This window comes from Neisseria sp. KEM232 (assembly GCF_002237445.1).
Classification (GTDB): Bacteria; Pseudomonadota; Gammaproteobacteria; order Burkholderiales; family Neisseriaceae; genus Neisseria.
In genome coordinates, this window is the sequence record NZ_CP022527.1 from 2,255,407 (window position 1) to 2,281,856 (window position 26,450).

General features: G+C 59.5%; 23 protein-coding genes. 10 read left to right on the plus strand and 13 right to left on the minus strand.

Annotation, left to right across the window (positions count from 1 at the left end; genetic code table 11):
- Positions 1-833: 833 nt before the first annotated feature.
- A complete protein-coding gene (gene trmA, locus CGZ77_RS11270; RefSeq protein WP_009426342.1) occupies positions 834-1,928 on the minus strand; it encodes a tRNA (uridine(54)-C5)-methyltransferase TrmA in 1,095 nt (364 codons plus the stop codon).
- A gap of 258 nt (positions 1,929-2,186) precedes the next feature.
- Between trmA and CGZ77_RS11275 the strand changes: the two genes are divergently transcribed.
- The 3 genes from CGZ77_RS11275 (at position 2,187) to pnp (ending at position 6,726) form a co-directional block, all read left to right on the plus strand.
- Complete coding sequence (locus CGZ77_RS11275; RefSeq protein WP_009426340.1) at positions 2,187-2,864, plus strand: response regulator transcription factor; 678 nt, start codon at positions 2,187-2,189, stop codon at positions 2,862-2,864.
- A 22-nt stretch (positions 2,865-2,886) separates the two neighbouring features.
- On the plus strand, positions 2,887-4,293 hold the full coding sequence (locus CGZ77_RS11280; protein ID WP_009426339.1) for a HAMP domain-containing sensor histidine kinase: 1,407 nt from the start codon (positions 2,887-2,889) through the stop codon (positions 4,291-4,293).
- Positions 4,294-4,620: 327 nt separating this feature from the next.
- Positions 4,621-6,726 (plus strand): polyribonucleotide nucleotidyltransferase, encoded by a 2,106-nt coding sequence (pnp, locus tag CGZ77_RS11285; protein ID WP_094031182.1) that lies wholly within the window; start codon positions 4,621-4,623, stop codon positions 6,724-6,726.
- A gap of 260 nt (positions 6,727-6,986) precedes the next feature.
- Here pnp and CGZ77_RS11290 read toward each other — a convergent pair whose 3' ends face one another.
- From CGZ77_RS11290 to CGZ77_RS11330, 9 genes are all read right to left on the minus strand, one after another.
- A complete protein-coding gene (locus tag CGZ77_RS11290; RefSeq protein WP_009426337.1) occupies positions 6,987-7,595 on the minus strand; it encodes a 4'-phosphopantetheinyl transferase superfamily protein in 609 nt (202 codons plus the stop codon).
- Between the two features lie 655 nt (positions 7,596-8,250).
- Positions 8,251-8,784: a hypothetical protein gene (locus CGZ77_RS11295; RefSeq protein ID WP_009426334.1), complete on the minus strand. Its 534-nt coding sequence runs from the start codon at positions 8,782-8,784 to the stop codon at positions 8,251-8,253.
- A 79-nt stretch (positions 8,785-8,863) separates the two neighbouring features.
- Positions 8,864-9,436: an aminoacyl-tRNA hydrolase gene (gene pth / locus CGZ77_RS11300; protein WP_009426333.1), complete on the minus strand. Its 573-nt coding sequence runs from the start codon at positions 9,434-9,436 to the stop codon at positions 8,864-8,866.
- Complete coding sequence (locus tag CGZ77_RS11305; protein WP_009426332.1) at positions 9,433-9,735, minus strand: RnfH family protein; 303 nt, start codon at positions 9,733-9,735, stop codon at positions 9,433-9,435. Before CGZ77_RS11305 ends, pth begins: the two co-directional genes overlap by 4 nt.
- On the minus strand, positions 9,728-10,159 hold the full coding sequence (locus CGZ77_RS11310; RefSeq protein ID WP_009426331.1) for a type II toxin-antitoxin system RatA family toxin: 432 nt from the start codon (positions 10,157-10,159) through the stop codon (positions 9,728-9,730). The genes CGZ77_RS11305 and CGZ77_RS11310 overlap by 8 nt, the downstream gene beginning before the upstream one ends.
- Before the next feature lie 130 nt (positions 10,160-10,289).
- On the minus strand, positions 10,290-10,493 hold the full coding sequence (locus CGZ77_RS11315) for a DUF2788 domain-containing protein (protein WP_009426330.1): 204 nt from the start codon (positions 10,491-10,493) through the stop codon (positions 10,290-10,292).
- 91 nt (positions 10,494-10,584) lie between these two features.
- Positions 10,585-11,757 carry an O-succinylhomoserine sulfhydrylase gene (gene metZ / locus CGZ77_RS11320; protein ID WP_094031183.1) on the minus strand — a complete coding sequence of 391 codons (1,173 nt, stop codon included), beginning with the start codon at positions 11,755-11,757 and terminating at the stop codon, positions 10,585-10,587.
- A gap of 182 nt (positions 11,758-11,939) precedes the next feature.
- Positions 11,940-12,617 carry a lipoprotein-releasing ABC transporter ATP-binding protein LolD gene (lolD, locus tag CGZ77_RS11325; RefSeq protein WP_094031184.1) on the minus strand — a complete coding sequence of 226 codons (678 nt, stop codon included), beginning with the start codon at positions 12,615-12,617 and terminating at the stop codon, positions 11,940-11,942.
- Positions 12,610-13,857, minus strand: a complete 1,248-nt coding sequence (locus tag CGZ77_RS11330) for a lipoprotein-releasing ABC transporter permease subunit (RefSeq protein ID WP_094031185.1) — start codon at positions 13,855-13,857, stop codon at positions 12,610-12,612. Before CGZ77_RS11330 ends, lolD begins: the two co-directional genes overlap by 8 nt.
- Positions 13,858-13,977: 120 nt before the next feature.
- On the opposite strand from CGZ77_RS11330, the gene ttcA reads away from it, so the two are divergent.
- Positions 13,978-14,904, plus strand: a complete 927-nt coding sequence (gene ttcA, locus CGZ77_RS11335) for a tRNA 2-thiocytidine(32) synthetase TtcA (RefSeq protein ID WP_036496188.1) — start codon at positions 13,978-13,980, stop codon at positions 14,902-14,904.
- Between the two features lie 137 nt (positions 14,905-15,041).
- Here ttcA and CGZ77_RS11340 read toward each other — a convergent pair whose 3' ends face one another.
- From CGZ77_RS11340 to CGZ77_RS11350, 3 genes are all read right to left on the minus strand, one after another.
- Positions 15,042-15,818, minus strand: a complete 777-nt coding sequence (locus CGZ77_RS11340; RefSeq protein ID WP_009425212.1) for an RNA methyltransferase — start codon at positions 15,816-15,818, stop codon at positions 15,042-15,044.
- A gap of 156 nt (positions 15,819-15,974) precedes the next feature.
- A complete protein-coding gene (gene gyrA / locus CGZ77_RS11345; RefSeq protein ID WP_094031230.1) occupies positions 15,975-18,758 on the minus strand; it encodes a DNA gyrase subunit A in 2,784 nt (927 codons plus the stop codon).
- 181 nt (positions 18,759-18,939) lie between these two features.
- Positions 18,940-19,665, minus strand: coding sequence for an SDR family NAD(P)-dependent oxidoreductase (locus tag CGZ77_RS11350; RefSeq protein WP_009425214.1), 726 nt, complete (start codon positions 19,663-19,665; stop codon positions 18,940-18,942).
- Positions 19,666-19,727: 62 nt separating this feature from the next.
- On the opposite strand from CGZ77_RS11350, the gene coaBC reads away from it, so the two are divergent.
- The 6 genes from coaBC (at position 19,728) to CGZ77_RS11385 (ending at position 26,437) form a co-directional block, all read left to right on the plus strand.
- The gene (gene coaBC / locus CGZ77_RS11355; RefSeq protein ID WP_009425215.1) at positions 19,728-20,918 is read left to right on the plus strand and encodes a bifunctional phosphopantothenoylcysteine decarboxylase/phosphopantothenate--cysteine ligase CoaBC; all 1,191 of its coding nucleotides are present in this window, start codon (positions 19,728-19,730) and stop codon (positions 20,916-20,918) included.
- Between the two features lie 380 nt (positions 20,919-21,298).
- On the plus strand, positions 21,299-23,119 hold the full coding sequence (locus CGZ77_RS11365; protein WP_009425217.1) for an ABC transporter ATP-binding protein/permease: 1,821 nt from the start codon (positions 21,299-21,301) through the stop codon (positions 23,117-23,119).
- Positions 23,120-23,224: 105 nt separating this feature from the next.
- The gene (locus tag CGZ77_RS11370; RefSeq protein WP_009425218.1) at positions 23,225-23,485 is read left to right on the plus strand and encodes a hypothetical protein; all 261 of its coding nucleotides are present in this window, start codon (positions 23,225-23,227) and stop codon (positions 23,483-23,485) included.
- A gap of 110 nt (positions 23,486-23,595) precedes the next feature.
- Positions 23,596-24,690 (plus strand): chorismate synthase, encoded by a 1,095-nt coding sequence (aroC, locus tag CGZ77_RS11375; protein WP_009425219.1) that lies wholly within the window; start codon positions 23,596-23,598, stop codon positions 24,688-24,690.
- Between the two features lie 103 nt (positions 24,691-24,793).
- The gene (tehB, locus tag CGZ77_RS11380; protein WP_009425221.1) at positions 24,794-25,657 is read left to right on the plus strand and encodes an SAM-dependent methyltransferase TehB; all 864 of its coding nucleotides are present in this window, start codon (positions 24,794-24,796) and stop codon (positions 25,655-25,657) included.
- Positions 25,658-25,822: 165 nt separating this feature from the next.
- Complete coding sequence (locus CGZ77_RS11385; RefSeq protein WP_009425222.1) at positions 25,823-26,437, plus strand: CDP-alcohol phosphatidyltransferase family protein; 615 nt, start codon at positions 25,823-25,825, stop codon at positions 26,435-26,437.
- Positions 26,438-26,450 lie beyond the last annotated feature (13 nt).

Below are 26,450 nucleotides of genomic sequence, written 5' to 3' on the forward strand. Positions count from 1 at the left end.
AACAATCCTCAACAACAAGCTGATGTCAATTTTTGGCTGGGGCGTTGTTATTTTGAGCAGGCGCTTCAAACCAATGACGCAACCTTGTTTGACAAAGCACTCGGACATTTCCAAAAGCTATTGGTACAGGCTAAAAAGTTAAACGGAGATCAGAGCAACCAACAACAAGGTTATGCCCAATCTTGGTTGGGAGGATGTTATTTGGAGCTGGCGCTTCAAACTGGCAACACAGCTTTGTTTGATAAAGCACGCGGGTATCTTCAAGAACAATTGGTACAGGCTAAAAAATTAAACGGAGAAAAAGGCATTGAACAACAAGTTTATGCTCAATTTGGACTAGGACGTTGTTATTTGGAACAAGCACTTCAAACCAACGACACAACATTGTTTAATAAGGTATCAGAACATTTTCAAAAACGATTGGTACAGGCTGAAAAATTAAACGGAGAAAAGGGCATTGAAGAACAAGTTTATGCCCAACATTGGCTGGGGTTTTGTTATTTTGAGTATGCGTGTCAGACCAATAATGCAACCTTGTTTGAAGATGCACGCAAGTATTTTCAAGAGCAATCGACACAGGCTGAAAAATTAAACGGCAATAAGAGTATTGAAAAACAAGCTAATGCCAAATCTTGGCTCGGAAATTTTCAGACGGCCTCAACGTTTTTCAGACGGCCTCAACGTTTTTCAGACGGCCTCAACGTTTTTCAGACGGCCTCAACGTTTTTCAGACGGCCTCAACGTTTTTCAGACGGCCTCAACGTTTTTCAGACGGCCTCAACGTTTTTCAGACGGCCTCAACGTTTTTCAGACGGCCTCAACGTTTTTCAGAATCAGACAGTCCGCTTTTTCAACAACAGTCCGCTTTCGATATGGTGCGTGAAGGGGAACTGGTCGAACATGGCGGCGGCGGCCACGTCGTGCGTTTTTATCAGGGTGTCGAGGTTGGCGCGCAGGGTTTCGGGGTTGCAGGAGATATAGATGATGTTGTCGAAGCCTTGCAGCAGCGCCAATGTAGCGTCGTCGATACCGGCGCGCGGCGGGTCGACGAAAACGGTGGAGAAGCGGTAGTCGGCGAGGGTGATGTTTTGTTCGTTGAGGCGGCGGAATTCGCGTGCGCCTGTGTAGGCTTCGGTAAATTCTTCCGCCGACAGGCGGGCGATGCGGATGTTGTCCGCTCCGTTGACCGCGATATTCCATTGCGCGGCCTGTACGGAGGTTTTCGATACTTCGGTGGCAAGGACGCGGCCGAAGCGGCGGGCGAGCGGCAGGGTGAAGTTGCCGTTGCCGCAGTAGAGTTCGAGCAGGTCGCCGCCCAAGCCGTCGGCGGCGGCGCACGCCCATTCGAGCATGTCGCGGCAAACGGCGGCGTTGGGCTGGCTGAACGCGCCTTCGGGCTGGCGGTAGCGGTAGGTTTGTCCGCCGACATCGAGCGATTCGGTGACGAAGTCGCGCGAGAGCACGTTTTTTTGGCCTTTGCTGCGGCCGATTAGGGCGATGCCGAGGCGGTTTTGCAGGGCTTCGGCGGCGGTTTGCCAGGCTTCGTCGAGTTTTCGGTGGTAGATGAGGGTGACGAGTATGTCGCCGCTGAGGGTGGACAGGAATTCGCACTGGTAGAGGCGGTTTTTCAGCACGGGTTCGGCACAAACGGCGGTAAGCAGTTCAGGCATCAGCCGGTTGATGCTTGCGGAGGCGGCGGGAAATTCCGTGATGCGGATAACCGATGCGCCGCCTGCTTTTTTGCCGTGTTCGAACATGGCGTAGCTGATGTTTCCGCCGTCGTGCCAGATGCGGAATTCGGCACGCATGCGGTAATGGCGCTCCGGCGAGGGGTAAACGCGCCATTCGGGCATGGGAACGTCTGCGAACAGGCGGCGCAGGAAGACGGTTTTGTCGTTCAGCTGGCTGAGGTAGGCGGGGCTGTGCATAGCGGATTCCGTAGCAGAAAAAAGGGGCGGATTATAGCTTTTCGCGCACGGGGCGCAGAGACCGTCTGAAAGCGAAGCTTCAACGAAGTTAAAATACACGGCAGCAAAAAGCGGGCGTCGCGCGGATTGTTAAGACGGCCGCATTATTGCAAAAAAGCGCAAACGGCGGGTGCGGGGCGCTATCAAAAAGCGCAAAGCGCGTGTTAAGATAGAATTGTAAAGATTTTTTCCAACCGACAAACACAGAGGATTTGACACATGAGTCGCGTATTATTAGTTGATGACGATGCCGTACTGACCGAGCTGCTGACCGAATATCTCACAGCCGAAGGCTTGGAAGTGCGCAGCGTGCCGGACGGCGAAGCCGGTGTTCATGAAATTCTCTCCGGCCAGTATGATGTGGTGGTACTGGACTCGATGATGCCGAAGATGAACGGTTTGGACGTATTGAAAACCGTGCGTGCGCAAAGCGGCATCCCCATCATCATGCTCACGGCCAAAGGCGATGATATCGACCGCATCATCGGTTTGGAAATGGGTGCTGACGATTATGTGCCCAAACCGAGCACGCCGCGCGAACTCTTGGCGCGCATCAACGCAATTTTGCGCCGCGCGCAGAACCCGCACGACCAGGGCAGCGCGTCAAATAGCCTATCGGTCAGCAATGTGACCCTGCATCCCTCGAAACGCCAGGCAACCGTCGGCGATGCGCCGCTGGAACTGACCAGCACCGAGTTCAACCTGCTCGAAGTGCTGATGCGCCATGCGGGACAGGTGGTCAGCAAGGAAACCCTTTCCATCGAAGCGCTCGACCGCAAGCTGGCCAAATTCGACCGCAGCATCGATGTCCACATTTCCAGCATCCGCCACAAACTGGGCGATGCCTCGCTGATTCAGACCGTGCGCGGTTTGGGTTACTTGTTCGTCAAAAACTGATTATCGGAAGCCGAAGCTCAGCATGAAGCTTTTCCAACGCATCTTCGCCACGTTTTGCGCAGTGATTATCTGCGCCATATTCGTGGCGAGTTTTTCTTTCTGGCTCGTGCAGCAGACGCAGGCCGAAACCCATTTCAACCAGCAGCGCGCCATCGACGAGATTCTGTTGTCCAACGCCGTTACCGCCTTTCGCGCCCGCGGCGAAAACGGCGCGCGCGAAATGCTTCAAGGCTGGCACGAAGGACAGGGGCCGGAAAAAGTCCTCATCATCAGCGGCGACGACCAAGCGGATCTGATCGGCCGCAAAGTCGATCCCAAAAGAATCGAAAAAGCCCGCTCCTTCGCAATCGCCAATCCCGAAAGCAAAAGCGTGCATCTCGAATACGGGCGCTGGGGCGAGGAATACCTGTTTTTCATCCGCAACTGGGACAGCATCGAAGTGCAGCGCCGCCCCAGCCCGCTGTTTATCCCCGGCCTGCCGCTGGAACAGACCTGGCATGAAATCATCATCTTGGGCTTTATCTTTCTTGTCGGCCTCGCGCTTGCCTACATTCTCGCCAACAACATCACCCGCCCCATCCGCATTCTCGGCCGCGGCATGAACCGTCTGGCCGACGGCAACTTTGAAACGCGCATCTCGCAGCAGATGGACAACCGCGACGACGAGTTGTCGCAGCTGGCGGCGCAGTTCGACAAAATGGCGCAGAAGCTGCAACAGCTGGTCGCCAAAGAACGCCACCTCCTGCACCACGTGTCCCACGAAATGCGCTCGCCGCTGGCGCGGATGCAGGCCATCGTCGGCCTGATCCAGTCGCAGCCGCAAAAGCAGGAACAGTATTTGCAGCGGCTGGAAACCGAACTCGTGCGCATGGATGCCCTGGTGGGCGAACTGCTGACCCTATCCCGCCTCGAAACCGCCAACGTCAAATTGGAAAAAGAGCCGCTCAAACTAATTCCCTTCATGCGCAATCTGGTGGACGACAGCCAGGCCGTTGCCGAAAAAAACGGCCAAACCGTCGAGCTGACGCTGGAAAAAATGCCCGACAACGCCGAAATCTGCGCCAACGAAAGCTATCTCTACCGCGCCTTCGACAACGTCATCCGCAACGCCATGAACTACAGCCCCGAAGGCAGCAGCATCCGCGTCGAAATGCGGCAGGACGCGAAAAACTGGCTGATCGACATCACCGACAACGGGCCGGGCGTCGCGGAAAACCAGCTTCCGCACATCTTCACCGCCTTCTACCGCGCCGACAGCAGCGGCAGCAAACCCGGCACGGGCTTGGGTTTGGCCTTGGCAAAACACATCATCGAGCAGCACTGCGGCAGCATCAGCGCCGAAAACATCAGCCCCAACGGCCTGCGCATGCGCTTCGTTCTGCCGAAAAAAAACGGCAAAACGAAAGACGAGCAGCCGCCCGCCGCATAAGGGCTGTTTACATTCGGCCTCGCGGCGGTGTTTTCGGTAAAAATCCGCTTCACAAGCCGAATACCAACCACTCCCGGCCGCCACAAAAAGGCCGTCTGAAAATCCGTTTTCAGACGGCCTTTTTGTGGCATAATCCGTCGGTTTCCCACCCGATGCAAACGCGGTTTTCCCACAGCGTTTTCAGACGGCCGCAAGCATGGCCGCCGTATTTTCAGACGGCCTTTTCCAACCATCTTCCGCACAGCCTGAAACCCTAACCGTGCCTGTCGCACCGGCAGGCACCGTTAGCGTTTTAGACTGGCGGATGTTCCAACGAAAGGAATCCTTATGTTTGACAAACACGTCAAAACCTTCCAATACGGCCAGCACACCGTAACCCTCGAAACCGGCGAAATCGCCCGCCAAGCCGCTGCTGCGGTGAAAGTGGCTATGGGCGATACCGTGGTTTTGGTGGCCGTTACCGCCAACAAGGAAGTCAAAGCCGGTCAGGACTTCTTCCCGCTGACCGTCGATTATCTCGAGCGCACCTACGCCGCAGGCAAAATCCCCGGCGGCTTCTTCAAACGAGAAGGCAAACAGAGCGAGAAGGAAATCCTCACCAGCCGCCTGATCGACCGCCCCATCCGCCCGCTGTTCCCCGAAGGCTTTTATCACGACATCCAAATTGTGGCGATGGTGGTGTCCGTCGATCCCGAAATCGATTCCGACATCCCCGCGATGATCGGCGCGTCTGCCGCGCTGGTATTGAGCGGCGTGCCCTTTGCCGGCCCGATCGGCGCGGCGCGCGTGGGTTATCTGGACGGCGGCTATGTGCTGAACCCGACCAAAACCCAGCTGGAAAAATCGCAGCTGGATTTGGTGGTGGCCGGCACCGCGCAGGCCGTCTTAATGGTGGAATCCGAAGCGCAAATCCTGCCCGAAGACGTGATGCTCGGCGCAGTGGTTTACGGTCACGAGCAGATGCAGGCCGTGATTAAAGCCATCAACGAGCTGGCCGACGAAGTAAACCCCGAAGTTTGGGACTGGAAAGCGCCCGAGCCCGATGCCGAGCTGGTGGCTAAAGTCAAAGAAATCGCAGGCGACACCATCGCCGAAGCCTTCAAAATCCGCTCTAAACAGGCGCGCGGCGCGAAAATCGCCGAAGCGTGGGCTGCGGTTCAGGCTGCCTTGATCAACGAAGACACCGACACCCTTGCCGCCAACGAAATCAAAGGCATCTTCAAACATCTGGAAGCCGACGTCGTACGCAGCCAAATCTTGGCCGGACAGCCGCGCATCGACGGCCGCGACACCCGCACCGTGCGCCCCATCAACATCCAAACCGGCGTGCTGCCGCGCACCCACGGCTCGGCGCTGTTTACACGCGGCGAAACCCAGGCGCTGGCCGTCGCCACCCTCGGCACATCGCGCGACGAGCAAATCATCGACGCTCTCTCCGGCGAATACACCGACCGCTTCATGCTGCACTACAACTTCCCGCCCTATTCCACCGGCGAAGTCGGCCGCATGGGTGCGCCCAAACGCCGCGAAATCGGCCACGGCCGCCTGGCGAAACGCGCATTGATTGCCGTCTTGCCCGAGCCGGAAGATTTCAGCTACACCATGCGTGTCGTATCCGAAATCACCGAATCCAACGGTTCTTCTTCCATGGCCTCCGTCTGCGGCGGCTGCTTGAGCCTGCTGTCTGCCGGTGTGCCGTTGAAAGCACACGTGGCCGGTATCGCGATGGGCTTGATTCTGGAAAACAACAAGTTTGCCGTCTTAACCGATATTCTGGGCGATGAAGACCACTTGGGCGATATGGACTTCAAAGTGGCCGGTACGACCGAAGGCGTTACCGCACTGCAAATGGACATCAAAATCCAAGGCATCACCAAAGAAATCATGCAGATTGCGTTGGAGCAGGCTAAAGAAGCCCGCCTGCACATCCTGGCGCAGATGAAAGAAGCCGTTGATGGCCCGCAGGAATTGTCGCAGCATGCCCCGCGCCTGTACACCATGAAAATCAACCCCGATAAGATTCGTGAAGTCATTGGTAAAGGCGGCGAAACCATCCGCGCCATCACCGCCGAAACCGGTACCGAAATCAACATCGCCGACGACGGCACCATCACCATCGCCGCCGTCAGCGCCGATTCGGTGGAAGCGGCGAAAAAACGCATCGAAGACATCACTGCCGAAGTGGAAGTGGGCAAAGTGTACGACGGCGTCGTGGTGAAAATCCTCGACAACAACGTCGGCGCCATTGTCGACGTCCTGCCCGGCAAAGGCGGGCTGGTACACGTCAGCCAAATCGCCCACGAGCGCGTGAAAGAAGTCGGCGACTACCTGAAAGTCGGCCAAACCGTGAAAGTGAAAGCGTTGGAAGTAGACGACCGCGGCCGCGTGCGCCTGTCCATCAAAGCCCTGTTGGAAGAACCCGCCGCCGAATAAGCCGCATGGTTTCAGATTCTGAAAACCAAGCAAAACCGCACCTGCGAAGGTGCGGTTTTTTGTTGTCTGAAACAGTGAGGCCGTCTGAAAAGCCGAAAACCGGTTTTTCAGACGGCCTCAATACGGTTCGACACAGCCGATAGGGGGCAGTTCGGGCATACACTTCCTGTTTTCAATAACGAAAAGCGGCCTGACGCACAGGCAAAAAGACTTTCAGACGGCCTGCACCGCCGCAGCCCTTCCAACCGGGTTCCATGTCTTTACAACAACACTCCGCCGCTCAGACAACTTTCGTTCCAAGCCCCCGCAAAGCGCCATTGCAGCCGCACGTTTTCACCCTGCCAGACGCAGGCGGCGGCAAAACCGGGCAGGATGGCCGTGACACCGTGCCAACCGCCCTGTCCTGCGGCGTACAGACCGCAAATCTCCAAGCCGCAAAAGCGGTATCCCACCCCCGCCATATCGGCCGGAAAGCCGAGCCCGGCTGCTTTGAGCAAAGCTTCCTTAACACACCACAAGCGGTAGAAATCTTCGGCCTGCCAATGGCGTCGCTGCAAATAGCCGTATTCGGCCTCCGAGCACACCCAAGCGGCCAAGGCGCGGAAATCGCGGCGGCGCAATGCTTCCAAATCGACGCCCGCACGGATATCCGCTTCGCCACACAAGACGGCGGCGCAGCCTTTGCTGTGGCTGAGCGACAAAACGGGGGCGTCGGCCTGCTGTTTGAGCACGCGGCTGACCTGCCAATCGCGGCGTCCGGCAAGCGTGGGAGAGCGGCGCAGGCGTTCGGCATCGGCAGGACTTAAAGTGATGCCGCCGTATGCGACGGCCAGTTCGGGCGTACCCAAAAAGCAGGTGAGGGTCGGCATGGTTTTTCAGGGATAAGGCCGTCTGAAAGCGAAGATTCACAAAGTTAAAACAGGCATGGGTTTCAGACAGCATCAATCGGTTTACAGACAAAATCGGGGGAGGCAAGGCAGAGAGCGACGATTTTTTTCAGGTTTGGTTTGTAGGGCATATTGACAATCAACACATCCTAGGGCTGTTGACATTCAGCTTGCGAAGCAGTTTTTTGAGGAAAAATTCGTGTTTGCAAGGAAAAAAGCGCAGCAAGGTTGGACACCGTGCAAGCATTTTTGACGCAGCAGGCGCGGATTTTTACCAAAAATACCGCCGCAAGGCTGATTGTCAACAGACCCTAGGCCGACAAATCATCGTGGCGGGCGTCGCAGTCTTCGGGATAGAAAAACAGAGACGAGACTTGCGGGTAAGGCACATGGCAGTCGAAAGCGGCCGGTTTCTTCATCGTCGTATTTCCATCAGTCATTTGGCGGCCTGACCCGATTCATTCTTCGCGGGTCATGGGTTTCCTTAAATGAAACAGATGGATTGGAAGCAGTCGGAGGTTCGGGTTCAGACGGCCTTTACATGTCGTTATTGAGGCCGTCTGAACCTTTGCACCCCCTCCCAACAACGTCATTCCCGCGCGGGCGGATTGGCAAAGATTGGATCCCAAAAGCGGATTCAGCGCGATATTTCGGAGAACGGCGGCAGCAGTGCGCCCGCGCCGCCGTCGGGTCGGGCTTCGGTGATAAAGCACAGCAGGCGGCCGTCCTCTATGGCAGGCAGCAGGTCGGCGGCGCGGTAGGGCAGGACGATGTCGCCGTCGAGGATTTCGATTTGGCTTGCGCCGTCCAACTGTTTTTTCAGACGGCCATAGGCGGCGGGGTCGGTTTGGTGCAGGCCGGTAAGGGCGTAGATTTTTCCGGCAGGATGTCGGGCTTGGGCAAACAGAGCGGCGAATGCGTCGGCATTTGCGTCTGCCAGCAGTTTGGCAAACGCCGCCGACTGCGCGGATTCGCTTTCCGAGGCCTCGCCGGTGAGACGGCTTTCAAGGCGTTTGCTGTCAGGCAATACGGCGGGCAGGGTCTGCGCGGCGGCGTTTGCGGCGGGCGGAACAGACGGCATACCCGCGTCCTGCGTGCAGGCGGCGAGGGCGGTCAGGGGCAGCAGCCATGCGCCTGCACGGAATAATTTTTTGCCGGATTTTCTGTGCATCGGTCTCTCCAAAAATAGCTCACTATAAAAACGGAAGGCCGTCTGAAAGCACGACAGTAGTACTTTCAGACGGCCTCTGTCATTTGCCGTGCAGGAAGCGGGGGACGGCTTCCCAGTCTGCGGCCATGATGAGTGGGACGGCTTCGAGGGATTTGGCGATGGCGCGGTCGATGAGTTCGCGCTCGGCGGCGGAGGGTTTGTTGAGGACGTAGCCGACGACGAGGTTGCGCTCGCCCGGGTGGCCGATGCCCAGGCGCAGGCGGTAGAAATCGGGGGTGCCGAGTTTGGCCTGGATGTCTTTGAGGCCGTTGTGGCCGCCGTTGCCGCCGCCGAGTTTGAAGCGGATGCTGCCGCAGGGGATGTCGAGTTCGTCGTGGACGGCGAGAATTTCTTCGGCTTTGATTTTGTAAAACTGCGCCAACGCGCCGACGGCTTTGCCGGAAAGGTTCATATAAGTGTCGGGCTTGATCAGCCACACTTCGCCTTCGGGGCGGGTGACGCGGGCGATGTGGCCGGAGAATTTTTTTTCGTGTTTCCACACGGCTTTCCACTGCCAGGCTAGTTCGTCGAGAAACCAGAAGCCGGCGTTGTGGCGGGTGTGTTCGTATTCGCTGCCGGGGTTGCCGAGGCCGGCGATGAGTCGGATGGTCATGGTTTTTTCGCTTTTTTGTCGGCCGCGTTTTCGGCCGCACGGCGGCGGCGGGCGGTTTTGGGGTCGATAAGGAGGGGGCGGTAGAGTTCGACGCGGTCGCCGTTTTGCAGGACGGTGTCGTCTTTGGTTTGTCTGCCGAAGATGCCGAGGGGGGCGGTGAGGTCGGCATGGGGGAAGGCGGCGGCGAGGCCGCTGTTTGAGACGGCCTGCCGCGCGGTGGTGCCTGCGGGAACGGTCAGGCATTGCAGGAATTGTCTGTCCGCCTCGCCGTAGGCGATTTCTATGGTGATGTCAGCCATGGCGTCTGCCCGCTTCGGCCACGAAGGCTTCGACGAGTTTGCCCGCAAGGTGGCCGAACACGGGGCTGATGAGGGCGGCAAGCAGGGAGTTGGCGAAGTCGTATTCGAGTTTGAAGGCGATGCGGCAGCAGTCGCCGCCGAGGTCTTCAAACCGCCACGAGCCGCGCAGGGTTTTGAAGGGGCCTTCGAGCAGATCCATGCGGATTTCGCGGCCGGGGATGTTGTGGTTGCGGGTGGCGAAGGATTGCTTTACGCCTTTGTAGTCCATGTACAGGCGGGCTTCAAGCTGGTTTTCCGAACGCGAAAGAACCTCTGTTTTTCCGTACCAGGGAAGGAACTGCGGGTAGTCTTCGACTTTGTCGACGAGGTCGAACATCTGCTCTGCGCTGTGGGGGACGAGGACGTTTTTTTCTACGGTTTTCATGCGGGGAGGCCGGACGGAAAAGGCGGTATTATAGCGGGAATAAAAATGCCGGGCGCGGGTATTGCGGTTTGATGGCGCGGTGTGCCCGACAGGCCGTCTGAAAAATTGCCGGGTCGGGTTTCAGACGGCCTTATTTCTTCATCAGAAAGCCGATCAGCAGTTCTTTGAACAGGAAGCCGAACACGCCGAGGCCGAGGACGAAGAAGAGGATGAACATGCCGAATTTGCCGGCGTTGGATTTTTTGCCGAGGTCGTAAACGATGAAGCCGAGGAAGATAACGAGGACGGTGAGGCAGATACGCATTGCCCAGGCGGTGAATTCCGCTTCGCTCATGGTGTTTTTTCCTTGTTTGATGTGTTTTGTAAGAAGAATTTTGTTTTTTTCAGACGGCCTTTTGGTGCTTGAGGCCGTCTGAAACGGCGGTTTAGCGGTTCATCGCCTGTTCGAGGTCGGCAATCAGGTCGCCGGCGTCTTCGAGGCCGACGGAGAGGCGCAGCAGGCCGTCGGTGATGCCCGCTTCCAGTTTGGCTTCGGGGCTCATGCGGCCGTGGGTGGTTGTCCACGGGTGGGTGATGGTGGAGTGCACGTCGCCGAGGTTGGCGGTTTTGGAGAAGATTTGCACATTGTCAAGCAGCTTCCATGCTGCCTCCTGCCCGCCCTTCACTTCAAACGCCAGCACGATGCCGCCCGCTTTTTGCTGTTTTTCCACCAAATCCGCCTGCGGGTGGTCGGCGAAACCGGAGTGGAAAACGCGCGTGATTTGCGGCTGATCGCGCAGCCAGGCGGCGATTTTGTCGGCGTTGGCACACTGCTGCGCGATACGCAGCGGCAGGGTTTCCACGCCGCTGAGCAGCACCCAGGCATGAAAGGGCGACATGGACATGCCGCAGGCGTTCATATACGTCTGCACCTGCTGCATCAGCTCTTTGCGGCCGACAACAACGCCGCCCTGCACGCGGCCGTGGCCGTCGATGGCTTTGGTGGCCGAGTGCACGGACAAGTCCGCGCCGAATTTTAAGGGCTGCTGCAAAACGGGGGTGAGGAAGGTATTGTCCACCACCAAAAGCGCACCCGCCGCTTTGGCGATCGCGGCGAGTTTTTCGAGGTCGGCCACTTCGTTGAGCGGGTTGGACGGGGTTTCCAAAAAGAGCATTTTGGTGTTGGGACGCACGGCTTCCTGCCAGGCGGCGGGATCGGTTTGCGGCACGAAGCTGATTTCGATGCCGAAGCGGGCGATGTGGTTGGTGAGCAGACCCATGGTGGTGCCGAACAGGCTGCGGCTGCATATCAGGTGGTCGCCCGCGCTGAGGAAAGTGAGGATGGCGGCGTTGATGGCGGCCATGCCGGTGGCGGTGGCGACGGCGGCTTCGCCCTCTTCGAGCAGAGCGATGCGGCGGGCGAAGGCGGCAGTGGTGGGGTTGGCGGTGCGGCTGTAGGTGTAGCCCTGTTTTTCGCCTTTGAAAAGGGCGGCGCCGTCGGCGGCGCTGTCGAACATAAAGCTGCTGGTAAGGAAAAGCGCTTGGTTGTGTTCGTTGAAATGGGTTTGCTCTTTCGCGCCGCGGATGGCGAGGGTTTGCGGGTGGAGGGATTTTTCCATGGGGCTGTCCGTGTGTGAAATCGGGTAAAGGCGGCATTCTGCGCCTGTTTGCGGGGGCTTTCAAGGCAGAGGCCGTCTGAAAGCGGGGTTTCAACGAAGTGAAAAACGGGTTTCAGAAACATCATTCCCGCGTTTATGCCCCGAAGGGGTATAGGCGGGAGCGGCCTATCCTTTCAGACGGCCTATCCTTCCAGCCGTCCGTCGGTCATTGTGAGCACGCGGTCGAAACGGGCGGCGAGTTGGTCGTCGTGGGTGACGACGACAAGGGCGGTGTCCAGCTCCGCTTTCAAATCCAGCATCATGTCGAGGACGTTTTGCGCGTTTTTGCGGTCGAGGTTGCCGGTGGGCTCGTCGGCCAAGAGGCAGGCGGGTTCGGTGACGAGGGCGCGGGCGATGGCGGCACGCTGGCGCTCGCCGCCGGAGAGCTCGCCCGGGCGGTGCTGCACGCGCTCTTTGAGCTCGGCTTTTTCCAGCATGGCAAGGGCGCGGCTGCGTGCTTCGTCTTTGGGCGTTTTGCCGATGAGGAGCGGCATCATCACGTTTTCCAACGCGGAGAATTCGGGCAAAAGGTGGTGGAACTGGTAGACAAAGCCGAGACGGCGGTTGCGCAGGGCGCTCAAATCTTTCTGACTCATTTGCGCCAAATCGTTGCCGAGCAGGGAAACTCGGCCGGAGGTAGGTTTGTCCAGCCCGCCCAAGATGTGCAGCAGGGTGGATTTGCCGCTGCCCGACGAGCCGATGATGCTGATGCTTTGCCCTTTGTCCACCTGCAAATCGAGATTGTCGAGCACCTGCACGTCCAAAACGCCGTCGTTGTAGCTTTTGCAGACGGCCTCACAGGCCAATACGGGATTATTCATAGCGCAGTGCCTCCGCAGGTTCGGTTTTGGCCGCCCGCCAGCTCGGATAGAGCGTCACCAGAAGGGACAGACCGATGGAGATGGAAACGATGGTGGCAACGTCGCTCCACACGATGTGCGAGGGCAGATAGTCGAGGAAATACACTTGCGATTCGATGAGTTTGCGCCCCATCAGACCTTCCACCCATTTGAGGATGGCGCCGATATTGGCCGCCAGCAGCAGGCCGAACACCGTGCCGAAAGCCGTGCCGATCAGCCCCAAGAGCGCGCCCTGCACAAAAAAGATTTTCATGATGCCCGAGGGCGGCAGACCCTGCGTGCGCAGGATGGCGATGGCCGACTGCTTTTCGGTAACGGTCATAATCAGGGTGGAAATCAGGTTGATGGAGGCGACGAGGCTGATGAAGAACATAATCACAAACAGCATTTTCTTTTCCAGCTCGACGGCGTTGAAATAGGATTGGTTGCTGAACGTCCAGTCTCGCACCCAAACCTTGTCCTGTTCGCCCGCGGGCAGCAGGGAGGCGGCCACGGCGGGGGCGTTCTGCGGATCGGCGAGTTTCAGGCGCAATCCGGCAAAACCGCTCTCGAGGCGGTAGAGCGTCTGCGCGTCGTCGATATGGGTGAGCGCCAGCGCGTTGTCGAGCTCGTAGATACCGGTTTTCACCGTGCCCACCAGATTAAACTGCTTCAAACGCGGCACCATGCCTGCGGGCGTAACGTTGCCCTCCGGCGTAATCACGGTGACCTTGCCGCCCGTTTCCACGCCCAGCGCTTCGGCCAAACCGCTGCCGAGGATGATGTCGAACTCACCCGGGCGCAGGCTCTCGAAGCCGCCCGAAGGCATATCCCGCCAATAATCGACCACTTGTTTTTCTTCGGCGGGATCGATGCCGCGTATCTGCACGCCGCGCACTTCGCCGTTGTTGGCCAAGAGCGCCTGATCGGCGATATAGGGCGCCGATCCGACCACGTTTTTATTGCCCGCCACCAGCTTGCGCAAATCCTGCCAGCTGCCCGCGCCCGCGTCGTAAAAACCGATTTCCGCATGGGGCGCGACGCTGAAAAGCTGGCTGCGCACGTCCTTCTGAAAGCCGTTTACCACCGAAATCACCGTAATCAGCGCCATCACGCCGATGGCGATGCCGACGATTGAAATGATGCCGATAAACGACATAAAACCGCTGCGCTTCTTCGCCCGAAGATAGCGCAGCCCGATCCACGTTTCCAGTGAAATCATGGCGTCCTACCGTCAAAATAAAAGGCGGCATTGTACCGTAAAGGCCGTCTGAAAGCGCGGTTTCAGACGGCCTTTGCCGTTTGGGCTATAATCGCGCCTTTTTTGCTAGACCGAATAAAAATGTCCAACAAACCCAAATCCGAACACGAAAACAACAAGCTGCACAAACGCCTGCGCCATGCCGTGGGCGACGCGATCAACGATTTCAACATGATCGAGCCGGGCGATAAAATCATGGTCTGCCTCTCCGGCGGCAAAGACAGCTACGCCCTCTTAGACATCCTACGCCATTTGCAGGCCTCCGCCCCAATCGATTTCGAGCTGGTTGCCGTCAACCTCGACCAAAAACAGCCCGGGTTCCCCGAAGAAGTTTTGCCCACTTATCTCGAAAGCATCGGCGTACCCTACAAAATCGTCGAAGAAGACACCTATTCCACCGTCAAACGCGTGCTCGACGAAGGCAAAACCACCTGTTCGCTATGCAGCCGCCTGCGCCGCGGCATCCTCTACCGCACCGCCAAAGAGCTCGGCTGCACCAAAATCGCCCTCGGCCACCACCGCGACGACATCATCGCCACGCTGTTTTTAAACATGTTTTACGGCGGCAAACTCAAAGCCATGCCGCCGAAACTCGTGTCCGACAACGGCGAACACATCGTTATCCGCCCGCTGGCCTATGTGAAGGAAAAAGACCTCATCCGCTACGCCGAAATCAAGCAGTTCCCCATCATCCCCTGCAACCTCTGCGGCTCGCAGCCCAATTTGCAGCGGCAAATCATCGGCGACATGCTGCGCGACTGGGACAAACGCTTTCCCGGCCGCATCGAGAGCATGTTCTCCGCATTGCGAAACGTCGTCCCCTCGCATCTGGCCGACACCGATCTTTTCGATTTCGCAGGCTTGCAGCGCGGGCAAAACCTGAAACACGGCGGCGATTTGGCTTTCGACAGCGAAACCCTGCCCGAACGCTTTTCAGACGGCCACGACGACGAAGTGACAATCGCCCAACCGCGCAAAGTGTTCAACATCCTCGACAACCGCAAATAGCGGCAAACAGAGCAAAGGCCGTCTGAAAACACTTTCAGACGGCCTTTACAGTTGGAAAACCGCTGAAAGTGGCCGTCTGAAAAAACCTGCTTCGCAGGTTTTTTCAGACGGCCTTTCCTATCCGCCGCAACAGATGCTTACAGCCGCTGACGCATCTGCTCGAACAGGCAGACCGTGGCAGCCATCGCCACGTTGAGCGATTCGGTTGCGCCCGCCATCGGGATAACGACCGAGCCGGCGGCGGCGCGGCGCGCTTCGTCGGACACGCCGCTGCCTTCGTTGCCGAACAGCCAGCCGCACGGGCGGCGCAGGTCGAAGGCGTAGAGGCTTTGTGCGCCGGGGTCGAGGGCGGTTACGCGCAGCGGTTCGCGGTAGCGCGGCAGCCATTGCGCCAGCTCGGTGTCGGGATAAAGGCCGAGCAGGAAATGCGCGCCCATTGCCGCGCGCAGGACTTTTGGCGACCAGACGTCGGCGCAGTCGCGGCCGAGCACCACGTTTTTCACGCCCGCCGCCGCCGCGCTGCGCAGGATGGTGCCGATATTGCCGGGATCTTGGATGCGTTCGAGGACGACGCAGTCGCCGCTCTGCAGCGGGGCGGCGGTTTCGGGGATTTCGACCAGGCTGAGGATGCCGCCGCCGTCGGAGAGGGCGGAGGCTTTGGCCAGCAGGCGATCTTCCACGGCGGCGGTGTTTTCGGGCGGCAGGCGTGAGAGCAGGCTTTGTGTTTCGGGGGTGTGCAGGCGGCTTTGCGCGATGAAGACTTGTTGCGGCTGCGCGCCGGTTTGCAGCAGCGCGTCAAGCAGGTGCGCGCCTTCGAGTACGGTTTGGCGGCATTCGCGGCGGTATTTGGCCGACACGCCGAGTTTGGCAAGGTGTTTGAGCCGGGTGTTGTGCGGGGAGAGGATTTGTTTCATGGGTGTTTGTTTTGGAACGGTGTTTTGACTGTGTTGCGACTTCGTTTTCACTTCGTTGAAGCGACGCTTTCAGACGGCCTGTTCTTGGCGGGTGCGGAGTGAAGGGAGAGGCCGTCTGAAAAAGTGTTTTCAGACGGCCTTTTGCCTGCGCGGGGCTTATTCCTCTGCTTCTTCCGCGCCCTTGTTTTCCGCTTCGTTTTCAAGCGCGCCGGTGTCGGCATCACTCTCGTCTTCGGCAGCGGTGTCTTCCGGCTCTTCGGCCACGCGCTCGAGGCTGACGAGCTGTTCGCCCTCGTCGAGGTTGATCAGTTTCACGCCTGCTGCGGCGCGGCCGGTTTCGCGGATTTGTTCGACTTTGGTGCGGATGAGGACGCCGCCGCTGGTAATCAGCATCAGGTCATCGGTTTCGCCGACCAAGGTTGCGGCGACCAAATCGCCGTTGCGCTCGCCGGTGTTGATGGCGATATTGCCTTGCCCGCCTTTGTTTTTACGGCTGTAATCGGCAATCGGGGTACGTTTGCCGTAGCCGTTGGCGGTGGCGGTCAGCACTTGCAAATCGCTTTGCGCGGCTTCGGGGGCAAAGGTAATCAGGCTGACGATTTTGCCGTCGGCAGGCAGGCGCATACCGCGCAGGCCGCCGCTGCCGCGACCGGACGGACGCACACCGTGTTTGCCGCTTGGCAGGGCATTTTCGTTATCGGCAGTTTCGTCTTCGAGGTCGTCTGAAATTTCGGTTTCGATGTCGGCATCTTCCGCTTCGTCGTTACCGGATTTTTCCCAGTATTCGTTAAAGCGGATGGCTTTGCCCAAGTTGGAGAACAGCATGATGTCGTCCGATCCGCCGGTTTGTGCGGCACCGACGAGGTAGTCGCCTTCTTTGAGCGCGATGGCTTTGATGCCTTGGCTGCGGACGTTTTTAAACGCTGAAAGCTGGACTTTTTTCACCATGCCTTGTGCGGTGGCGAAGAAGACGTATTGGTCTTCAGGGAATTCGCGAACGGCAAGGATGGCGCTGACTTTTTCGCCTTCTTCCAACTGGATGACGTTGTTAATCGGACGGCCGCGGCTGTTGCGTCCGCCTTCGGGCAGTTTGTAAACCTTAATCCAGTGGCACTTGCCGAGGTTAGTGAAACACATCAAATAGTCATGCGTGTTCGCAACGAACAGGGTTTCGATGAAGTCTTCGTCTTTGGTGGCCGCCGCCTGTTTGCCGCGTCCGCCGCGACGCTGCGCCTGATAGTCGGTGGTCGGCTGGGTTTTGATATAGCCGCCGTGGGTCAGAGTAACGACCATTTCGCGTTGCGGAATCAGGTCTTCATCGGCAATGTCGCCGCCGAACGGGTTGATTTCGCTGCGGCGTTCGTCGCCGAAATTGGTTTTGGTTTCTTCCAACTCTTCACGAATGATTTGGGTGATGCGTTCCGGCTTCGCCAAAATGTCCAAATAGTCGATGATTTTTGCCATGATGCTTTTGTAGTCGCCGACGATTTCTTCTTGGTCGAGGCCGGTCAGGTTGCGCAGGCTCATGCGCAGGATGGCGTCGGCCTGGATTTCGCTCAGATAATAGCCTTGTTCCTGCAAGCCGAGGTTGGCGGGCAAACCTTCGGGACGCGCCATGCGCAGGTCGAGGTCGGTACGGCTCAGCATGTCTTCCACCAAGCCGCTGCGCCATGCGCGGGACAACAGTTTTTCTTTGGCTTCGGGCGCGTCGGCGGATTCTTTAATCAACCGAATCATCTCGTCGATATTGGACAGGGCGACGGCTTTACCTTCGGCGATATGCCCTTCATGACGCGCTTTTTTCAGGCGGAACAGGGTGCGGCGGGTAACGACTTCGCGACGGTGGCGCAGGAATTCCGCCAGAATCTGTTTCAGGTTCAACAGGCGCGGCTGACCGTCAACCAAAGCGACCATGTTGATGCCGAAGCTGTCTTGAAGCTGGGTAAGTTTGTAGAGCTGGTTTAAAACGACTTCGGCGTTTTCGTTGCGTTTCAATTCGATAACGACGCGCATACCGGATTTGTCCGATTCGTCGCGCAGGTCGGATACGCCTTCCAACGTTTTTTCGCGCACCAGTTCGCCGATTTTTTCCACCAGCTTGGCTTTGTTCACCTGATACGGAATTTCGTCGATGATGATGGCTTCGCGTTCGCCGTTTTTGCCTATGGGTTCGATATGGGTTTTACCGCGCATAACGACGCGGCCGCGGCCGGTTTTATAGCCTTCGCGCACGCCGCTCAAGCCGTAGATGGTTGCGCCGGTCGGAAAATCGGGGGCTTGCAGGATGTTGATCAATTCGTCGATTTCGGTTTCAGGTTCGTCCAAAAGACGCAGACAGGCGTTGATGGTGTCTGTAAGGTTGTGCGGCGGAATGTTGGTCGCCATACCGACGGCGATACCGGACGAGCCGTTGACCAACAGCGCGGGGAAGCGGGTCGGCAACACCAGCGGCTCGTGTTCGCTGCCGTCGTAGTTCGGGCCGAAATTGACGGTTTCTTCTTCGATGTCCGCCAGCATTTCGTGGGCGATTTTCGCCATGCGGATTTCGGTATAACGCATGGCCGCGGCGCCGTCGCCGTCAACCGAACCGAAGTTGCCCTGACCGTCGATTAAGACGTAGCGCATCGAAAAATCCTGCGCCATGCGCACGATGGTGTCGTAAACCGCGGAATCGCCGTGCGGATGGTATTTACCGATGACGTCGCCGACGATACGCGCCGATTTTTTGTAGGCGGCGTTCCAATTGTTTTTCAGCTCGTGCATGGCGTAAAGCACGCGGCGGTGCACCGGCTTCAAACCGTCGCGCACATCGGGCAGCGCGCGGCCGACAATCACGCTCATGGCGTAATCGAGGTAGCTTTTGCGCATTTCGTCTTCAAGGCTGACGGGCAGGGTTTCGAGTGCGAATTTATGGTCGTGGCGGATGGTATCGTCGGTCATAGTGTGGGGAATGGGGAGACAAAAATAACGCGCGATTTTAACACAAAAGGCTTTGAGGCCGTCTGAAAGCGAAGTTTCTATAAAGTGAAACGGCAAACCGCGCGTTCTTTCAGACGGCCTTTTTCCTTTCTGCGGCATAAAGAGGCCGTCTGAAAAACCGTATTCCGGCTTTCAGACGGCCTCAGTGCCAAAAATCCCGTATGTCCGCCGCCGCTTCCTCTCCGAAGCGTGCGGACTCGACATAGGCCGCGATTTTCGCCGCCGTTTCCTCCGCACTCTGCAAACCGCCGTCCTCTTTCAGGGCAACGAAGCGCGGCCGCATGGGGAAATCGGCCTCGTCGGCGGCGCGGATTTCGCCCTGCATGGCGGTATCGACCACGCCCGGGGCGAGACAGGTGATGCGTACGTTTTCATGCCCTTCCGCCGCCACGCAGCGGGCATGGTGGTCGAGCGCGGCTTTGGTCGCGCCGTATACGCTCCAACCCGGATAGTTTTTGCGCCCCGCGCCGCTGCCGATGTGCAGGATGTCCAGCGGCACGCGCGCAGGCCGCACCGCCAGCACCGCGTTGGCCAACAGCAGCGGCGCGGCTGCGTTTAAGGCCACGGCCGACAGAATTTCAGACGGCCTCTGCCGCCCCAGCAGGGCATTGGGCGACACCGTGCCCGCGTTGTTCGCCAGCAGGATGTTGTCCGCGTCGGCCAAAAAATCACGCAACAGGCCGCTTGAAAGCCAAGCCGCCAGAGCCGCGCCGTCGGCCAAATCAATCCGCACCTGCCGCAGCTTGGGCGAAACCATGTCCGCCCTACCCCGCGCCAAGCCCAAAACCTGCCAACCGCGTTGCAGATACAGTTCCGCCAACGCCCGCCCCAGCCCGCGCGTGTGGCCGGTGATGATGAGTTTCTTCATAAAAAAACACCCCTTTGAAATGGCTATATAATGCGCGCCATTTTACCTGCGGACACCCAACCATGCCCAAACACATCCTGCTCGGCGTCAGCGGCGGCATCGCCGCCTACAAAGCCTGCGAACTCGTGCGCCTGTTAAAAAAACAGGGACACGAAGTGAGCGTTGCCATGAGCCGCGCCGCCGCCGAGTTCGTCTCCCCTCTCACCTTCCAAGCCCTCAGCGGCAACCCCGTTTTGAGCGAAACACACGACGGCGCGGCGGCCGACGGCATGGCGCACATCCGCCTCACCCGCGCGGCCGACGCCTTTCTTATCGCCCCCGCCACCGCCAACACCCTCGCCAAAATCGCCAACGGCATTGCCGACAATCTGCTCACCAACCTCGCCGCCGCCCGCAAATGCCCGCTGGCCGTCGCCCCCGCGATGAACGTGGAAATGTGGCGCAACAGGGCCAACCAACGCAACATCGCGCAGCTCGTTTCAGACGGCCTCACCGTCTTCCCGCCCGATGCGGGCGATCTGGCCTGCGGCGAAACGGGCGAAGGCCGCATGGCCGAACCCTCCGCTCTCGCCGACCTGCTGCCCGATTTGTGGGCAGACAAAAGCCTGCGCGGCAAAAAAGTGCTCATCACCGCCGGAGCAACGTTTGAGGCCATCGACCCCGTGCGCGGCATTACCAATCTGTCCAGCGGCCAAATGGGCGCCGAACTCGCCCGCGCCTGCCGCGCCGCCGGTGCGCAGGTCACTTTGATACACGGCCAGATGCAGGCCGCCCTGCCCGCCGGTCTGCACGAAACCGTGTCCGCCGTCAGCGCACAGGCGATGTACGAAGCCGTGATGGCGCGCGCGGCAGACAGCGACATATTCGTCGCCGTGGCCGCCGTAGCCGACTACAAAGTGAAAAACGCCGCCACGCACAAAATCAAAAAAGACGGCAGCGGCACGCCGCCCGTTATCGAACTGGCCGAAAACCCCGACATCCTCGCCGCCGCCGCCGCCCTGCCGCATCCGCCCTTCTGCGTCGGCTTTGCCGCCGAAAGCCGCAATATTCTGGAATATGCCCGCGCCAAGCGCGTGAAAAAAAACATCCCGCTGATTGTCGCCAACGACGTGGCCGTGGCAATGGGCAAGGCGGGCAACCAAATCACCCTTATCGACGCCGCCCGCGAAACCGTCCTGCCCCATTGCGGCAAGGCCGAAGCCGCCGCCGCCATCGTCGGCCGCATCGCCGAAATGACGGCGGAGGCCGTCTGAAAGCGCGGCTTCAACGAAGTGAAAAGCAAAAGGCCGTCTGAAACCCGTTTTCAGACGGCCTTTCTGCCCCGCAAAGGTAAAAAAACCGCCCCGCTTGAATAAGACGGTTTATCATTGCCGCCCTTTTTCCCTAGGGCGCGTTGACATTCAACTTTTAAAGCGGATTTTGCGGCATAAAATGGCAGATGCAAGGCGAAAACGCGAGCCAATGCCGTCCATTGGCGAGTGTTTTCAACGCGGCAGATGCCGTTTTAGGACGGAAAAGCCGCCAAAATGTTGATTGTCAACACGCCCAAAACACAGCAAGGCCGCTCCCGCCTACGCGGGAATGACGTTTCCGAACCCCGCGTTCAGACGGCCTCAAACAGAACCGTATCATCATGCACACATCCCCGCTCATCCTCGCCCAAACGCAAAAATGGCAGACCGAACTGGCCGCCTCGCCTCTGTGGCTGCTGCAAACCCTCGCCGGCGTGCTGCTGGCCGCCGCCCTCGCCGCCCTCCTGCTCGGCCGCACCCGCTTCGGACGCGAGTTTTGGCAGGTGCTCAAACCCTGCCTGAGCAGACGCGGCGCCGTGGCGGCGGCGGCCGTCGTGATACTGATGATTGTGCTGCTGCTCACCGAAGTGCGGCTTTACGTTCTCAACACCTTTTTATACAGCAGCGCATACAGCGCCATGCAGGACAGGCTGGCCGCCGTGTTCTGGACGGCCGTGTTCATGAACGCCGCCGTGATGCTCATCCGCTCGGTCAACCTCATCATCAACGACTTTCTCGACCAGGCGCTGGCCATCAAATGGGCAGAACAACTCAACCGCGTGCTTACCCGCCGCTGGCTGGCCGACAAAACCTACCACCGCCTGCAAATGCGCCGCGACGCGCCCGACAACATCGACCAGCGTATCCAGATGGACGCGCAGGAATTCATCGTTTCCACCATCACCTTCCTGCGCGGCATGCTCAATTCGGTGATTTCCACCATCGAGTTCACCATCGTTCTATGGGGCTTGGCGGGCATGCTGCCCGTGTTCGGCATCGAAATCCCGCACGGCATCGTCTTTCTCGTCTACATCGCCATCCTCGCCGCCACCGCGCTGGCCATGTGGATAGGCCGCCCGCTCATCCGCTCGAATTACGAAAACGAACACCTCAACGGCGACTACCGCTACTCCCTCGTGCGCATCCGCGACCACTCCGAAAGCATCGCCTTCTACAACGGCGAATGGCGCGAACGGCAGCAGCTTGGCGAACGCTTCCGCGCCATCATCGCCAACCGCTGGCGCATCGCCCGCCAAAGCGTCACCCTCAGCGGCTTCAACGACGTTTTCAGCCAAATCATGCAGCTTCTGCCCCTGATGCTGCAGGCGCCGCGCCTGTTCGCCGGACACATCAAAATCGGCGACGTGCAGCAAACCGTCCAATCCTTCGCCCGCCTGCAAAAATCCATGTCCTTCTTCCGCAACTTCTACAAAGACTTCACCGTCTACCGCGCCCGCCTCGAACGTATCGCCGGCTTTATGGACAGCATGGACGACAAACGCCCCGCACACCAACCCGACACCGAAACCCTTTCAGACGGCCTCATCCTCGACGGCCTCACCCTGCTGCGCCACAACGGCGACGCCCTGCTCTCCGACGTCAGCCTCGCCGCCCGCCCCGGCGACGCCGTCCTCATCCGCGGCCCCAGCGGCTGCGGCAAAACCTCCCTCCTGCGCGCCCTCGCCGGACTCTGGCCCTTCGGCAGCAGCGGCCGCATCGCCCGCCCGCCGAAAGAGCGCATCATGTTCGTGCCGCAAAAAGCCTATATGCCGCAGGGCAGCCTCCTGCAATCCGTCTGCTACCCCGCGCCGCAGGCAGGCCGCGCCGACGTTGCCGCCGCCCTCGAAACCTGCCGCCTCACCCACCTCGTGCCCCTGCTCGACAAGGAAGACAACTGGCAGCAGCGCCTCTCCCCCGGCGAACAGCAGCGCGTCGCCTTCGCCCGCGTCCTCCTCGCCAGTCCCGCCGCCATCCTCCTCGACGAAGCCACCTCCGCGCTGGACGAGCCCACCGAAGCCCACCTCTACACCACCCTGCGCCGCAGCCTGCCCGAGAGCATCATCGTCAGCATCGGCCACCGCAACACCCTCGAAGCCTTCCACAACTTGTCGCTCTACGTCGGCGGCGGCTGTCCCGACGAACCGGCACCAGAGGCCGTCTGAAAGCGCAGCTCCAACGAAGTTAAAACACAGTCCCGCCCTTTTTTCAGACGGCCTTTAAGGCCGTCTGAAAGCCACCGTCAAGCCGAAACCGCGAAAGGAAAACCCGTGAAACCCGCCCTCGCCGCCCTCGCACTCACCGCCCTACTCCTCCCCGCCGCCGCCCGCGCCGCCGACGGCTTCGAGACCGAACGGCTCGAACGATCCTGCGCCCTGCAACGCGAATCCCTGCTGCGCGAACGCAACGGCACACCCGCCTGCGACGCGCTCAAACGCGCCAAAACGGCCAAGGCCAAACGGCAGGCCGAAGCGTCCGACAGGCCGTCTGAAAAAAGCAGACGCGGCGGTTCGCGCAAGAAACCGCGCTGACACGCAGCACGGGTTTCAGAAACGTCATTCCCGCGCAGGCGGGAACGGCCTCCGTGCTAAAATCCGCCGCTTCCACATACCGCATTCCGCACACCGCAAAGGAACACAACATGGCAGGCAACACTTTCGGACAACTCTTCACCGTAACCACTTTCGGCGAGAGCCACGGCGCGGGCTTGGGCTGCATCATCGACGGCTGCCCGCCCAATCTCGCATTAAGCGAAGCCGACATCCAGGCCGACCTCGACCGGCGCAAACCCGGCACCAGCCGCCACGTTACCCAGCGGCGCGAAGCCGACCAGGTGGAAATCGTCTCGGGCGTGTTTGAGGGAAAAACCACCGGCACGCCCATCATGCTGCTTATCCGCAACACCGACCAGCGCAGCAAAGACTACGGCAACATCGCCGAACAGTTCCGCCCCGGCCACGCCGATTACACCTATTGGCACAAATACGGCATCCGCGACTATCGCGGCGGCGGCCGCTCCTCCGCCCGCGAAACCGCCGCGCGCGTGGCGGCAGGTGCGGTGGCGAAAAAATGGCTGCGCGAGCAGTTTGGCACGCACATCACCGCCTACGTTACCCAAGTCGGCGAAAAAGAAATCGCCTTTGAAGGCTACGAATTTATCGCGCAAAACCCGTTTTTCGCCGCCAACCAATCGCAAATCGCCGATTTGGAACGCTATATGGACAGCGTACGCAAATCGCTGGATTCCGTTGGCGCGAAATTGAGCATCGAAGCGCGTAATGTGCCGGTGGGCTTGGGCGAACCGGTGTTCGACCGCCTCGATGCCGACATCGCCCACGCCATGATGGGTATCAACGCCGTGAAAGGCGTGGAAATCGGCGACGGCTTCGACGCGGTGGCGCAGCGCGGCAGCGTGCACGGCGACGAGCTGACGCCGCAGGGATTTTTGTCCAACCATGCGGGCGGCATCCTAGGCGGCATCAGCACCGGGCAGGACATTCGCGTCAACATCGCCATCAAGCCCACCAGCTCCATCGCCACGCCGCGCCGCAGCATCGACATCCACGGCAACGCGGTGGAAATCGCCACCCACGGCCGCCACGACCCCTGCGTCGGCCTGCGTGCCGCGCCGATTGCCGAAGCCATGCTTGCGCTGGTACTCATCGACCACGCCCTGCGCCAGCGGGCGCAAAATGCCGACGTGAGCGTGGATACACCCGACATCGCGCGGCGTTAGAGATTAGAGGCCGTCTGAAAACCTTTTCAGGCGGTCTTTTCTTGTCCCCCGCCGCCGAAGAAATTAATATCCCGCCTTTCTTTCCACCTCACGAAAGCCCAATATGAACAACGATCTCATCTGCTACAAACAAATGCCCGTGTGGAGTGCCGACACCGTACCGCCCGCCTTCCTCGCCCGCCACAACACGCAGGAAGACACATGGGGCAAACTGCGCGTCTTGTCAGGCCGTCTGAAATTCTACGAACTGGACGAAGCGGACAATGTGTTGTCCGCCGTCGAAATTACCCCCGAAAGCGGCGTGCACACCATCGAGCCGCAGCAGTGGCACAAAATCGAACCTTTGGGCGACGATTTGTCGGTGCAGCTCGAATTTCATTGCGACAAGGCCGACTATTTCCGCAAAAAATACGGCATGACCGCCACCCACTCCGCCGTGAAAGCCGCCGCCGCGCACGTTCCGCCCGGCAAAGCGCTGGACTTGGGCTGCGGCCAGGGGCGCAACGCGCTGTATCTCGCCCTCAAAGGCTTCGACGTCACCGCCGTCGACCAAAACCCCAACCCGCTCTACGCGCTCTCCGACATGGCGGCACAGGAAAACCTGCCCGTGCTGGCGGCGGGCTACGATATCAACGCCGCCGCCCTCGACGAGCCTTACGACTTTATCGTCGCTACCGTCGTATTCATGTTCCTGCGCCCCGACCGCGTCCCCGCCGTGATTGCCAACATGCAGGAGCACACCGCACGCGGCGGCTACAACCTCATCGTCTCGGCGATGGACACCGCCGACTACCCCTGCCCCATGCCCTTTCCCTTCAAATTCCGCGAAAACGAGTTGCGCGAATATTACGCAGGCTGGGAGCTGGTCGAATACAAGGAAGAACCCGGCGCCATGCACGCCACCGACGACGCGGGCAACCCGATACGCTTCAAATTCGTCACCATGCTGGCGAAAAAGCCCGAATAAGGCCGCCGGCAAAAGGCCGTCTGAAAGCACGTTTTCCCGTTTTCAGACGGCCTTTTGCTTTTCACCGCGCTTTCAGACGGCCGCAACGCATCAGGCCGTCTGAACAGAAACACCCCGCCCGTTCGGCTATAATCGCCCGCCTTTTCCTTTTCAGACGGCCTCCCCATGAGCATCTACGCCCTCAAACCCCGATTCCAAAACCTGCTGCGCCCGCTGGTGCGCCGCCTGCACGCGCGCGGCATCACCGCCAACCAAGTCACCCTCGCCGCCTGCGCCGCCTCCGTCCTGCTCGGCCTGCTGCTGGCCGCCGCCGCGCAACACCGCATCCACGCCCTCTTCTGGCTGCTGCCCGTGTGGCTCATTATCCGCATGGCGCTCAACGCCGCCGACGGCATGCTGGCGCGCGAATTCGGCCAACAATCGGCGCTGGGCGGCTATCTCAACGAAATCACCGACGTCGCCGCCGACGCCGCACTCTACCTGCCCTTCGCCTTCGTTGCCCCCTTCGGCGGCCTCGAAACCGCCCTCTTTGTCTGGCTTGCGGCACTAAGCGAACTGTGCGGCGTACTCGGCCAGGTACACGGCAGCGGCCGCCGCTACGACGGCCCGCTGGGCAAAAGCGACCGCGCCTTCCTCACCGGCCTTCTGGCCGTGTGGTATGCCGCCGCCGGCAGCCTGCCCGCCGCCTGCTACTGGCTGATGTGGCTCGCCTGCGCCCTGCTCGTCCTCACCTGTCTGCGCCGCGTGAAAAGCGGCCTGGCCGACGCAGACGAATCCTGAACATCCGTTCCGC

Bases quoted from the DNA above. Each gene is read 5' to 3' on its own strand.
- trmA (WP_009426342.1), bottom strand. From the start codon at position 1,928: ATGCACAGCCCCGCCTACCTCAGCCAGCTGAACGACAAAACCGTCTTC.
- CGZ77_RS11275 (WP_009426340.1), top strand. From the start codon at position 2,187: ATGAGTCGCGTATTATTAGTTGATGACGATGCCGTACTGACCGAGCTG.
- CGZ77_RS11280 (WP_009426339.1), top strand. From the start codon at position 2,887: ATGAAGCTTTTCCAACGCATCTTCGCCACGTTTTGCGCAGTGATTATC.
- pnp (WP_094031182.1), top strand. From the start codon at position 4,621: ATGTTTGACAAACACGTCAAAACCTTCCAATACGGCCAGCACACCGTA.
- CGZ77_RS11290 (WP_009426337.1), bottom strand. From the start codon at position 7,595: ATGCCGACCCTCACCTGCTTTTTGGGTACGCCCGAACTGGCCGTCGCA.
- CGZ77_RS11295 (WP_009426334.1), bottom strand. From the start codon at position 8,784: ATGCACAGAAAATCCGGCAAAAAATTATTCCGTGCAGGCGCATGGCTG.
- pth (WP_009426333.1), bottom strand. From the start codon at position 9,436: ATGACCATCCGACTCATCGCCGGCCTCGGCAACCCCGGCAGCGAATAC.
- CGZ77_RS11305 (WP_009426332.1), bottom strand. From the start codon at position 9,735: ATGGCTGACATCACCATAGAAATCGCCTACGGCGAGGCGGACAGACAA.
- CGZ77_RS11310 (WP_009426331.1), bottom strand. From the start codon at position 10,159: ATGAAAACCGTAGAAAAAAACGTCCTCGTCCCCCACAGCGCAGAGCAG.
- CGZ77_RS11315 (WP_009426330.1), bottom strand. From the start codon at position 10,493: ATGAGCGAAGCGGAATTCACCGCCTGGGCAATGCGTATCTGCCTCACC.
- metZ (WP_094031183.1), bottom strand. From the start codon at position 11,757: ATGGAAAAATCCCTCCACCCGCAAACCCTCGCCATCCGCGGCGCGAAA.
- lolD (WP_094031184.1), bottom strand. From the start codon at position 12,617: ATGAATAATCCCGTATTGGCCTGTGAGGCCGTCTGCAAAAGCTACAAC.
- CGZ77_RS11330 (WP_094031185.1), bottom strand. From the start codon at position 13,857: ATGATTTCACTGGAAACGTGGATCGGGCTGCGCTATCTTCGGGCGAAG.
- ttcA (WP_036496188.1), top strand. From the start codon at position 13,978: ATGTCCAACAAACCCAAATCCGAACACGAAAACAACAAGCTGCACAAA.
- CGZ77_RS11340 (WP_009425212.1), bottom strand. From the start codon at position 15,818: ATGAAACAAATCCTCTCCCCGCACAACACCCGGCTCAAACACCTTGCC.
- gyrA (WP_094031230.1), bottom strand. From the start codon at position 18,758: ATGACCGACGATACCATCCGCCACGACCATAAATTCGCACTCGAAACC.
- CGZ77_RS11350 (WP_009425214.1), bottom strand. From the start codon at position 19,665: ATGAAGAAACTCATCATCACCGGCCACACGCGCGGGCTGGGGCGGGCG.
- coaBC (WP_009425215.1), top strand. From the start codon at position 19,728: ATGCCCAAACACATCCTGCTCGGCGTCAGCGGCGGCATCGCCGCCTAC.
- CGZ77_RS11365 (WP_009425217.1), top strand. From the start codon at position 21,299: ATGCACACATCCCCGCTCATCCTCGCCCAAACGCAAAAATGGCAGACC.
- aroC (WP_009425219.1), top strand. From the start codon at position 23,596: ATGGCAGGCAACACTTTCGGACAACTCTTCACCGTAACCACTTTCGGC.
- tehB (WP_009425221.1), top strand. From the start codon at position 24,794: ATGAACAACGATCTCATCTGCTACAAACAAATGCCCGTGTGGAGTGCC.
- CGZ77_RS11385 (WP_009425222.1), top strand. From the start codon at position 25,823: ATGAGCATCTACGCCCTCAAACCCCGATTCCAAAACCTGCTGCGCCCG.